This is a genomic window from Pseudomonas sp. RGM 3321 (genome assembly GCF_022836805.1).
GTDB lineage: Bacteria > Pseudomonadota > Gammaproteobacteria > Pseudomonadales > Pseudomonadaceae > Aquipseudomonas.
The window spans coordinates 12,697-24,695 of the sequence record NZ_JALHBH010000085.1 but is presented as its reverse complement, the minus strand read 5'-3'; the positions used below and the strand labels follow the sequence as shown (position 1 = coordinate 24,695).

Below are 11,999 nucleotides of genomic sequence, written 5' to 3'. Positions count from 1 at the left end.
ATATATTAATGTTGTAATTCAATACAATGATGGCTCATGGGCATCATTGCTTACTGTAACGAAACCGAGAAAATATCCACCGTCTGTAGGAACTTTCCTACTAAAAATAGTGCCATAGACCACACTACTGGCTAGACGACATCTATATGCCAGCACGAACTCCTCCCTCATTGTGGCGGTGTGTCTCGCAGTGACACACATGGCAAAACCACTTCATGAGCAGGTGTGCAGTCGAGAAATTCGCAACTTTTCCCCGTCCCCGGTCTGATCCGGGAAACGGTCGTGAAGGGTTCAAGGACGATGTACCGATGACTCAGACGTTCGATATAGAAGCATTGATCAAGCTGCGCAAGCAGACGCGCGCTATTTCCGACGCGCTCAAGGTGCAGGCGTCCGACTACCTGTCGACCCTCGCGTTGCTGATACGCCCGCAGACATTCTTCGGTGAATACCTGCAGGGCGCGCAGCGCAGCAGCGGCCGCGAGACTCAGCACCATTTCAAGGAGCTCAAGGAGCTCTATGACCGCATTGCTTCGGCAGAGCCGTTCAAGCTGGTCAATGAACTGGAAGTGCCCCTGAACCTGATCAGCACGACACCCGAGCTGTTCCCGCTCGAATACGACATGGTGTTGTCACAAAGCGGGCAGACCATTCGCATCACCAGTCCGGTGCGTTGGGTGGTGGGCTTCAACTCGTTCGATCTGGCGCAGTTTCGCAAGGTCATCAAAGACCCCAATCGCAGCAGCGCCGAGCTGTACCGCTATGTAGTGCATTATCTGGTGCTGTTCTACTGCCTGAGCAAGTCGCCGGGAATGAGCCGCCTATTCGAAGGGCTGCGCTTCCCGGTCAGTTTCGAGCGATTGAAAGACTTCGGCGACCTGCCGTTCTGCGTGATCAGTTCGCCGGTGCGCTCAGAGCTGCCGGATGAATCGGTCATTCGCAACAGCACGCAGATTGCTGGCAATACCAGCTTCGAAGAATTGGTCGGACACGAAAACATTCTGGAAATGAACGATGAAATCCGTCAGCGTCTGCTGCTGACGATTGAAGGACTCTAATCGCGCCCGGCCCGCCACAGGCCCGGTACGCAAACGACTTGCAGCGAGTTGCTCGCACAGGAGATGACGATGGCGAAGAAGGAAAGTACCCAGCACAAACTTGACCGCGTTCGCGCGCCTCGGGTCCACATCACTTACGACGTGGAGATTGGCGATGCTCAGGAAAAGAAAGAGCTGCCATTCGTTGTGGGCGTTATGGGCGATTTCTCCGGCAACCCGCTGGAGCCGCTGCCCAAGCTCAAGGATCGCAAGTTCATCTTCATCGACCGCGACAATTTCAACGGCGTCCTGAAAGGCATCAAGCCGCGTCTGGCGTATCGCGTCGACAACACCCTGGCAAAAGACGGCACCCAACTCGGTGTCGAGCTGAACTTCAATGCGCTGGAAGACTTCGAGCCGCAGAACGTCGTGCGTCAGGTCGAACCGCTGCGCAAGCTGCTGGAAGTGCGCAACAAGCTGGCTGACCTGCGTAACAAGATGGGTGGCAACGACAAGCTTGAAGAACTGCTGATGGACGTGTTGCAGAACACTGAAAAGCTGAAAACCCTGGGCAAGGAATTCGGCCGTGAAGCCGCCGTTCCCGCCACCGACAGCAAAGAGTAAGAAGGAGCCTGACGATGACCGATAAGCAACCCGTGACTCAGCAGGACAGCGCTCTGGTTGAAGTTGAAAACTTCGCCCCGCAATCTTCCTTGCTCGACAGCATCATTTCCGAAAGCCGCGTTGCACGCTCCGAAACCGAGCGCACCCGTACCCGCGATCTGATCGGCGAACTGGTGGCCCAGGTACTTGAAGGCGAGATGACGCCGAGCAAGGACCTGATTGCCGTGCTCGACGCGCGCATCGCCGAGATCGATTCGATGCTCTCCGAGCAAATGAACGAAATCATGCACGCCCGTGAGTTCCAGCAACTGGAAGCGTCCTGGCGCGGCCTGAAATATCAGGTTGACCAGACCGAGACCAGCACCACGCTGAAGATTCACCTGCTCAACGCGTCGAAAAAAGACCTCGTGCGTGACCTCAAGGCGTCGTCCGAATTCGACCAGAGCGCACTGTTCAAGAAGATCTACGAAGAAGAGTACGGCACCTTCGGTGGCGCGCCGTTCGGCATGCTGCTGGGTGACTACGAGTTCAACCGCAGCCCGGAAGACATATACCTGTTGGAAGAGATCTCCCACGTGGCAGCCGCCGCCCACGCGCCGTTCATTTCGGCTGCATCGGCTGAGCTGTTCGGCTGGGACTCGTTCACCGACATGGCCGGCCCTCGCGACCTGGCGAAGATCTTCGACACCGTCGAATACGCCAAGTGGAAGTCGTTCCGCGCCTCTGAAGACTCCCGCTACGTCGGCCTGACTCTGCCGCACGTGCTGGGTCGTCTGCCGTATGGCCCGGATACCACGCCTGTCGAAGAATTCAACTTCGTCGAAAGCGTCGATGGCCGTGACCACAACAAATACCTGTGGATGAACGCTGCCTACGCGCTGGGCACCCGCGTGACCGATGCGTTCTCGCGTTACGGCTGGTGCGTGGCGATCCGTGGTGTGGAAGGCGGTGGTCTGGTCGAAGGCTTGCCGACGCACACCTTCAAGACCGATGACGGCGAAATCGCGCTGAAATGCCCGACTGAAATTGCCATCACCGACCGTCGCGAAAAAGAGCTGTCGGACCTGGGGTTCATTCCGCTGGTGCACTGCAAAGGCACCGACTACGCCGCATTCTTCGGCACTCAGTCGACCCAGAAGCAGAAGCAGTACAACACCGACATTGCCAACGCCAACGCGCGTCTGTCGGCGCAACTGCAATACATCTTCGCGACCTCGCGTATCGCTCACTACATGAAAGCGATCATGCGCGACAAGATCGGCAGTTTTGCATCGCGCAAGGATGTCGAGTCGTTCCTCAACGAATGGCTGTCCGACTACGTCCTGCTTGATGACACCGCGAGCCAGGAAGCGAAAGCCAAGTTTCCCCTTCGTGAGGCAAGCGTAGAGGTTGTTGAAGTGCCAGGTAAACCAGGCGCTTATAAAGCGGTTGCTTTCCTGCGCCCGCACTATCAGCTGGATGAACTGACAGCATCCCTACGCCTCGTGGCAGAGCTGCCTCAGTCGACGCGCAGCTGACCTACTTCATCAGCCAGGGAGGCATAGTTGAATGAGTCGTTCTCCTCAATTAGTACCTACGCTACTTGATCGCCTGCTTGATGATGCTCCTCATCAAGCGAGCGAGGCGGTTTCCAAACGCCTTTGCTCGTTAAGCGAATACAAGGCCAGCCTGATCAGAGACCTCGAGACACTGGTTAATACACGTCAGTGCCTCGTTGCATCGAGACTCGATGACTATCCGGAGTTGGCGGGAACGATTCTCGAATATGGCATGCCCGACTTTACCAGCAAAGGCGTGCTCAACCCTGAAGACCGACGCCTTATACAGGCTCAACTGGAGCGGGCTATCACAGTCGGTGACCCACGTTTTCGCGCTGTAAAAGTGCAACTGCTTAATCAGCAGATTGGTCACCGCATGCTGACTTTTCGGGTTGACGCAGTTCTGCATCTTCAGGATGCAACACGTCAGGTTTCCTTCGATGCGGTGTTGCAAGTCAATACCCAGGAATACAAAGTGCAGAACCTCAATTGATTCTCGACGATCTGCTGCCTTATTACGAAAAGGAGCTCTCGCACCTGCGCTTTCTTGGGCAGGAGTTTGCGCGTGAGTACCCGAAAATTGCGTCACGGTTACTCATCGAAGGTGACAACTGCGAGGATCCCCACGCCGAGCGCTTGATTGAGGGCTTCTCATTTCTGGCGGCTCGCATACACAAGAAGCTTGATGACGAGTTTCCCGAAATTGTCGAAGCCTTTCTTGAAGTACTTTACCCACACTACCTACGTCCGACGCCCGCATTATCCATCGCGGAATTCAGTAGCGGGACAACCTCGACGCTGACTGCCTGCTACACCATCGAGCGGCATACGGAAATCAGTTCCAAGACCGTAGAGGGCGTGGCTTGCAAGTTCAGAACCTGCTACCCCGTCGACTTGTGGCCTATCGCAGTGCGCGATGCATCGTTTGTCGAACTGGAGCGCTCTGCTTTCAATGGGCACAGTGCGGATCTGGTGGCCTGCCTGAAAATTGGCCTGACCGCCACCACCCATCTCCACTTCGGCCAACTGGACATTGAGACCCTGCGCTTTTTCCTCGACGGCGAAAGCACGCTGATGCTGCAATTGTACGAGCTGCTATTCAACAATTTGGCCAAGGCCACTGTAAGTTTTACAGAGCAGGGAAAACGTCGGGAAATCGGTCTGCCACAGGGTGCGTTGAAAGCGGTTGGTTTTGAGCGCGATGAAGGTCTGGTGGATTACTCGGAACGCTCGTTCCTCGGGTACAGACTGCTGCATGACTACTTTACGTTTCCGGACAAATTCATGTTCGTCGATATTGGAGGGCTCAAGAGAAGCCTGGCTGATCGAGACCTCAAAGATATCGAGATCAACTTCTATTTTGCCCATTACGAAATGGGCGATCGGCTTGCGCGGCTTGCACAAAATCTGGGGCGCAATAATTTCAAACTCGGCTGCACCCCGATTATCAACCTGTTCAAACAACAGGCCGAGCCGGTCAAGCTTACTCATACACGGCACGAATACGCCGTTACCCCCGATGTCAGGCTGCAGGGACATGCAGAAGTAGTCTCCATCGACCGCGTACAGCGGGTCAAAAAAATAGCCGGTACTGACACCGTCAGCGAGTGCAACCCGTTTTTCGAGCCTAGAGGTGACCTGGGGCCAGACGCCTGCTATTGGATCGGCCGGCGACGCCCCTCCAGACACGGCAAGCAGGGCGGCACAGAAATGGTTATACGAGTCGTGGATCGCGAACTCGATCTGATCGACGCAGGTAGTGATTCGTTGAGCATATCCCTGACTTGCAGTAACCGGGACTTACCGCAGTTGCTCAGTTACGGAGGCAGCCAGAGCGACTTCATATTTGAAAATGATGGTGTGGTCGACGGTATCCGGCTATTGCGCAAACCTACAGTGACAGCGCGCGTGCCCCTGGGCGACGGCTTGATCTGGCGGCTGATTTCTCACTTGTCCCTGAACCACATGTCGCTGGTGTCACAGGGCAAGGAAGTGCTTCAGGAAATGCTGAGCCTCTACAACTATCGACGCGGACTGGCAGTTAGAAAGCAAATCAGCGGAATCCTGTCGATCAAGAGTGAGGCTGTTGTCGTGCGTATCGGCCACCCCCGTCCTAACTTCGTGCGTGGGGTAGGCATCACCCTGGAACTAGACGAAAGCCAATACATCGGCAGCGGCGTATTTCTGTTCGGCAAAGTCCTTGATCACTTTTTCGGACAGTACTGCACCGTCAACAGTTTTACCCAACTTACCCTTCGTACCCGCCAGCGGGAAAAGAGAATTGTGCAATGGCCACCCAGAACGGGCGATCAACCTCTGGTCTGATCGATCAGGCACGCGCAGAGCCTTACCGGTTTGAGTTTTTCCAACTGGTCAGGTTGCTGCGTCTGCATTACAGCAGAGCAGGACGTATTGATCCCGAAGCGCGCCCGCATGAGGACCCGCTGCGTTTTCGTACGCAGCTGTCGCTGAACTTTCCCGTGAGCGAAGTCAGCGATCTCAAATTCGAGCGCCTCGAGGATTCGACTGCTGCTGAACAGGCATTGACCGAAGTGCAGGTAACGTTCATGGGGTTGATAGGGCCCTCAGGAGTACTGCCCCGTCCTTACACTGAAATGCTCATGAACCGGCATATTCAGCAGAGGGACGATGGTGCCCATGCGTTTCTGGATGTGTTTTCCCATCGCATGATCGCTCTCTTCTATCAGTCATGGCAGAAATACAAGTTTCACATCGAACATGAGCGCAAGGGTTCATCGGATTTCGAGCGCTATATGCTCAATCTGGTAGGTTTTGGCAAGCAAAGCCAGAAGCGAAAATTTGGCGCGGGCGGCTCACCTGTTCGACAGGAGTTATTCACCTACTTCTCGGGCTTGTTCACGCAGCGGCCTCGTAATCCGCACAATCTGGAAGTGATGTTGAGCTTCTACTTCGGACACCCCTTTTCACTGCGGCCCTTTGCCGGACGCTGGTTGAAACTTGAACCGGAGCAGTGCTCACAACTGGGACGTACCAATGCAACGCTCGGTGAAAGCGCGGTGGCTGGCAATCGCGTATGGGACTATCAATCCTGCGTGCGTATCGACATTGGTCCCTTGGACCTCGCTGAATATCAGCGTTTTCAACCAGGTAATGACGACTACAGAAAGCTGGTCGATGTGGTGCGTTTCTACCTTGGTCCCACCCTTGACTTTGAACTTGCTCCGCAGCTCAAACCCGAGGCGATCCCTCTGGCGCGTCTAGGCCGCAACACAAACACAGCGCTGGGCTGGCTTGGCTGGCTGAAGCGGCCTGGCGAAAAAGTAAATCCGTCACGTTGCGCTGTTTTCCGTATTCCTTTTGATGGGGTCGCCCTGTGAACCTTAAGTCACTCTTTGCCAAGCTCAATGATACCTGCCGCAACGCAACCGAAAGCGCTGCTGCGCTATGCCTCGCGGAACGTCACTACGAAGTCGATATCGAGCATGTATTGCTGCAGCTTCTCGAAGGCGACGATAACGACCTGCTGCCGATCTTGCGTCATTACGATGTAGTGATGGAGCGTTTGCAGTCGCAGTTGGCGAGTGCCATGAGTGACTTCAAGACCGGAAATACTCGCACCCCCGCCCTGTCCCCGCACATAACCCAACTGATCGAGCGGGCTTGGGTATTGGCTTCGATCGAGTATGGCCAAAGCCTTATCCGAAGCGGCTTTTTGCTACAGGCCTTGCTCGACGATAAAGAACTGCGTCGGGTCATAGCCGCGTCAGCTCCTGAACTGGAAAAGATCAATGTTGACGATTTGAAAGCCAATCTCGAGGACTTCATTTCAGCCAGCAGCGAGTCACAGAAAAGCGCTTCTTTGCCAGCCGGAAACGATACTCAACGACCGGCAACCAAGGGCAACGGCAAGACTCCTGCCCTGGATCAATATACTGTGGATCTTACCCGCAGCGCGCGGGAAGGACGTATTGATCCGGTACTGGGACGCGAATTCGAAGTGCGCCAGATGGTCGATATCCTCACCCGTCGGCGGCAGAACAATCCGATTTTGACGGGAGAAGCAGGTGTCGGTAAAACCGCAGTAGTTGAGGGCCTGGCATTGCGTATTGCTCTGGGCGATGTGCCAACGCCACTCAAGGATGTCGCTATTCATACACTCGATCTGGGCCTGCTGCAGGCAGGAGCCGGGATTAAGGGCGAATTCGAGAACCGTCTCAAATCGGTGATTGAAGAAACAAAGCGCAGCGTGCATCCAATCATTCTTTTTATCGATGAAGCCCATACGCTGATTGGCTCAGGTGGCCAGGCAGGACAGAACGATGCGGCCAACCTCCTCAAACCAGCCTTGGCGCGCGGCGAACTGCGGACTATTGCCGCCACTACATGGGCCGAGTACAAAAAATACTTCGAGAAGGATGCTGCCCTCGCCCGCCGCTTTCAGGTCGTAAAAGTAGAGGAGCCGGAAGAAGATCAGGCAATCTACATGTTGCGTGGCCTCTTGGAAAAAATGCAGGAGCACCATCGGGTAGCGGTCATGGACGAAGCGCTCGTCATGGCTGTCCGCCTGTCCAATCGCTATATCACAGGCAGGCAATTGCCGGACAAGGCCGTCAGCGTACTGGATACCGCCTGCGCGCGTGTCGCGCTAGGCCAGACATCACAGCCCGGCATGCTAGAAGATTCCCGGCGCATGATTGACAACCTGCGCACTGAAATATCTCTGCTGGAAAAGGAACAGATCAAAGGCAGCGACCATCAGCGCCGACTTGCTCAACTCGGTGCAGAACTGACCGACGCCGAGAAACGCGAACAGGAACTGGTCACACAGTGGCAACGCGAATTGGAACTGGTCAAACAGTTGCACGAACTTAGCGAACAGACCACAGGGCAGGACCACCGCACCGAGCTTGCCGACCTACGGGCTGAGCTTGCAAAAGTTCAGGGTGAGCAGCCATTGGTGCATGCGCTGGTAGACGGGGCCACCATTGGTGAAGTGATCTCCGGCTGGACAGGCATCCCACTGGGCAAAATGTTGCGCGACGAGATTGATACCGTCCAGCGCTTACCTGCACTGCTGGCCGAACGCGTTCTTGGTCAGGACCATGCTCTGCACGAAATAGGCAAACGCATCAAGATTTCCCGTGCGCGCATGGAAGACCCCAATAAGCCAATCGGCGTATTTCTATTGCTTGGCCCAAGCGGTGTTGGCAAAACGGAAACCGCGCTGGCATTGGCCGATACGCTGTACGGCGGTGAACGCAATGTCATCACGATCAATATGTCCGAGTATCAGGAAGCCCACACTGTCTCCAGTCTCAAGGGCTCACCGCCGGGCTACGTCGGATACGGCGAAGGCGGCGTACTGACTGAAGCTGTGCGTCGCAAACCCTACAGCGTCGTATTACTGGATGAAGTCGAAAAGGCCCATCCGGACGTGCTCGAACTGTTTTTCCAGGTATTCGACAAAGGCGTACTGGATGACGGCGAAGGACGCGAGATCAACTTCCGCAACACGGTGATTATCCTCACGTCCAATGTCGGCACCGAGCACATCATGCAGACGTGTCTCGGAGTCAGCGAGCTACCCGCCCCCGCCCAGATCGTCGAAGACCTGCGCGACCAGCTCAACAACGTGTTCAAACCTGCATTTCTCGGGCGCTTGAGTATTGTTCCGTATTACCCGGTACAGGACGCCGTGCTCGAGCGCATTGTCGGTCTGAAGCTAGCGCGTATCCGTGAGCGTTTCGAACGAAATCATCAGGCCTCTCTAGAGTTCAGCCCGGAGCTGGTGCCCACGATTGCCGCACGCTGCACGGAAGTCGACAGCGGAGCCCGGAACATCGACAACATCCTGTCCGGCACATTGATGCCTGAATTGGCAGAGCACGTGTTGGCACGTATGGCAGAAGACAAACCCGTCAATAGCATGAGCATCGGCCTTGATGAGGCCGGAGGCTTTTCGTACACCGTGGCGTAGACGACAACCGGAATCCGGATGAGATTCAGCGTCGCCCGAATTGCCGGGCGTCGATAGGAAGTGTTTCAGGAGCAGCAGAATGGGCAGGTATTTGGGTGTTTTGATTATGTTGCTAGGGCTGACCGCCTGCGGCATCACTGACCGTGTAGGCAAGCGAGTCGATGACACATGGGCAGGCGACATGCTGTTCAGCAACGATGAAAAGATCGTTCTGACCGTGGACGGCGGCAACCAGTTGAACCCCAATACCTCCGGCATGCCTTTGTCCGTCGTGACCAGGGTTTATCAGTTGACCTCACTGGACAAGTTCAACAGCGCGGACTCAAACACGCTGCTGGACCACCCCGAACAGGTGCTCGGCAACACCGTGCTCGATACCCGCGAACTCGTGGTTTTGCCCGGGATGGGTCAGGTCCAGACCTGGCCACTCGCCAAGGAAGCACGGTACATCGCAGTAGCGGCCTTCTTTCGTGATGACAGCGGCGGCCGATGGAAAATGGCATTCAATGCCGACGCGTTTCGCAAGGACGGGATTCTGTTTTCATCCGAGGGCGGCCGCGTGCTTCTGGACGTGAACCGCATCAGTGCCGAGCGAGGGCAAGATGTGCTGCAGATGCCCGAAGAACAAATCATCGCGCCATTACAGCCAGCCCAGCCAGAGCATACGGAGCCTGGGCTTATGGAGCGCATGCAGTCAAAGGCCGCCGAATCTGCCGAAGACGCTGCCAACAATTCTATTAAGAAGTCGCTGAGCAATACATTTGACTCAGCTCTGGAAGGTGCTAAATGAGTAAAAAGAGCCGTGTGATGTGGTCAGAGGGCATGTTCCTTCTGCCACAACACTTCCAGTATCAGGATGAGTTCCACCAGAACCAGCTGGCTCAGGCGACGCTGCGCTCGTCACCATTTCATTGGGGCGTGCAGCTTCTGGAAGTGGATGAGCAAGCCTTGGTCAACGGAGTGCTGCAACTCAAGCGGCTACAGATGGTTTTCCCGGACGGCTCGCTCTTTGACGCACCGCAGCATGACCCGCTGCCTGCTGCGCGCGATTTGAAAGATGTGCAGCACGGTTCGGAGCTGAAAGTGTATGCGGCGTTGAAATTGGCTGAACCGTACAGTGCCAATTACCTGGACGAAGGTGAAGAGCGCAAAGGCGCACGTCGCTACCGTAAAGCATTTGATATGTTGCCTGATATCAATGAAGGCGAGCTGGAAAACGAAATTACCAGCCTGCGACTTAATGTGGTGCTGCTGATCGATGGTGATTCACTCGATGGCTACAGCTATTGCCCGCTGACCCTGCTTCAGCGCAACAACATTAACGGATTTAGCCTGGACACTCAGTTCATTCATCCTGCCCTGCACATCGGGTCGCATGAAACGTTGCTGAAAATTGCCCAGCGCCTGCTCGCACTTCTGCAGAGCAAGAGCGAAACACTGTCTGGCCGCCGCCGGGAAAGAGCTGACCTGATCGCTGAATTCGGGTCTAGCGATGTCAGCCTGTTCTGGCTGCTTTATACCGTCAATCGCGCGTATCCAGGTCTTGCTCACCTGCTTCAGCATCCGAGGCTGCACCCAGAGCAGTTGTATCGCTTTCTGGCTGAGCTGGCGGGCAGTCTGCTGACTTTTTCCCTGAGCGCACAGCTCAATGATATCCCTGCCTACGATCATCATGATCCCGCCACTTCGATGATAAAGCTCGACAGGCTGGTTCGCGAACTGCTCAACAGTGTTGTGCCCAACCAATATATTCCGATCAGCCTGGAACAGACTCGTACGTCCTATTTTGTGGGCCGCCTGAACGATCCACGCTTGAGTGAGGCTGACTTTTACATTGCGGTTCATGCAGACATGCCAGGTGCTCAGGTTCTTGAACTGGTACCACGTGCCTTCAAGGTCGGCTCGCCGGAAGACATTGAGGTAGTGGTTAATACGGCAATGCCGGGGGCGGCGCTCAGTCACTGTGTGCGAACCCCAAATGCCATTCCCGTTCGTCTGGACAACCAATACTTCTCGATCGAACCCCATGGCCGGGTCTACGAACGCATGATGAAAGCTAACGCCATCGCGTTCTATGTACCCAGCGCATTTAAAAATCTCAAGCTTGAACTGATGGCGGTGCTCAAATGAATGATGCCGTGATGCAAGGCGGCGTTACTGCCCCAGCGCAAACACTGACACTCAAGGATATGGTCAAGGACTTCATGACCATGGCGCTGATGATTCGTCGCGGAAGCAAGGTGCGCGACGTCTCAAGGCTGCGTGCCAGCGTCGACGAATTCTTTCCCGCGCTTGAGCGGGATGCGCGTCGTGCCAACTACAGCGTCGAACAAGTCAGGGATGCGCAATACGCGCTATGTGCGTTTCTGGATGAAAGCGTCTTGAATGCCGGGCAGAGTGAAATACGCAATCAGATTGAAGTTAATCCACTGCAATTTCAGTATTTTGGCGTGCATTTGGCTGGTCAGGGTTTCTTCGAGAAACTCGAAGCATTGCGTACTGACGTGAAACGCAACCTTGATGTCCTTGAGGTTTATCACCTGTGCCTGGCACTGGGCTTTGAAGGCAAATACAGCCTTGAGAAGAAAGATCAACTTCGTTACATCGCCAATACCCTGGGTCAGGACATCGCTCGTTACCGAACCCCGCGCAAGGCGCTTTCCCCAGATTGGGCACTGCCCGATCAAGTGTCTCAGATGTTCCGTTATGAAGTCCCTTTGTGGCTCTACCTGGTACTCATCGCACTGATATGCGGTGCCGTTTACCTGACCCTGGACTGGCTTCTGGGCAAAGAGGTGGCAGCACTGGCCGAACAGGTCCGTCAGCTGTTCGGCGTTTAAT

General features: G+C 55.2%; 10 protein-coding genes. All 10 read left to right on the top strand.

Annotation, left to right across the window (positions count from 1 at the left end; genetic code table 11):
- The first annotated feature begins 308 nt into the window (after positions 1 to 308).
- Positions 309 to 1,058 (top strand): hypothetical protein, encoded by a 750-nt coding sequence (locus tag RGM3321_RS02885; protein WP_002551426.1) that lies wholly within the window; start codon positions 309 to 311, stop codon positions 1,056 to 1,058.
- A gap of 69 nt (positions 1,059 to 1,127) precedes the next feature.
- A complete protein-coding gene (gene tssB, locus RGM3321_RS02880; RefSeq protein WP_005734097.1) occupies positions 1,128 to 1,661 on the top strand; it encodes a type VI secretion system contractile sheath small subunit in 534 nt (177 codons plus the stop codon).
- Positions 1,662 to 1,675: 14 nt separating this feature from the next.
- Complete coding sequence (gene tssC, locus RGM3321_RS02875) at positions 1,676 to 3,178, top strand: type VI secretion system contractile sheath large subunit (protein ID WP_244391498.1); 1,503 nt, start codon at positions 1,676 to 1,678, stop codon at positions 3,176 to 3,178.
- A gap of 31 nt (positions 3,179 to 3,209) precedes the next feature.
- A complete protein-coding gene (gene tssE / locus RGM3321_RS02870; protein WP_244391496.1) occupies positions 3,210 to 3,692 on the top strand; it encodes a type VI secretion system baseplate subunit TssE in 483 nt (160 codons plus the stop codon).
- Entirely contained in the window at positions 3,692 to 5,524 is a 1,833-nt protein-coding gene (gene tssF / locus RGM3321_RS02865; RefSeq protein WP_024684250.1) for a type VI secretion system baseplate subunit TssF, read from the top strand. The genes tssE and tssF overlap by 1 nt, the downstream gene beginning before the upstream one ends.
- The gene (gene tssG / locus RGM3321_RS02860) at positions 5,488 to 6,558 is read left to right on the top strand and encodes a type VI secretion system baseplate subunit TssG (protein WP_244391494.1); all 1,071 of its coding nucleotides are present in this window, start codon (positions 5,488 to 5,490) and stop codon (positions 6,556 to 6,558) included. The genes tssF and tssG overlap by 37 nt, the downstream gene beginning before the upstream one ends.
- On the top strand, positions 6,555 to 9,158 hold the full coding sequence (tssH, locus tag RGM3321_RS02855; RefSeq protein ID WP_244391492.1) for a type VI secretion system ATPase TssH: 2,604 nt from the start codon (positions 6,555 to 6,557) through the stop codon (positions 9,156 to 9,158). Before tssG ends, tssH begins: the two co-directional genes overlap by 4 nt.
- A gap of 79 nt (positions 9,159 to 9,237) precedes the next feature.
- A complete protein-coding gene (gene tssJ / locus RGM3321_RS02850) occupies positions 9,238 to 9,948 on the top strand; it encodes a type VI secretion system lipoprotein TssJ (RefSeq protein WP_244391491.1) in 711 nt (236 codons plus the stop codon).
- Complete coding sequence (gene tssK, locus RGM3321_RS02845) at positions 9,945 to 11,288, top strand: type VI secretion system baseplate subunit TssK (RefSeq protein ID WP_244391489.1); 1,344 nt, start codon at positions 9,945 to 9,947, stop codon at positions 11,286 to 11,288. Before tssJ ends, tssK begins: the two co-directional genes overlap by 4 nt.
- Entirely contained in the window at positions 11,285 to 11,998 is a 714-nt protein-coding gene (gene icmH / locus RGM3321_RS02840) for a type IVB secretion system protein IcmH/DotU (protein ID WP_010406254.1), read from the top strand. Before tssK ends, icmH begins: the two co-directional genes overlap by 4 nt.
- Position 11,999 lies beyond the last annotated feature (1 nt).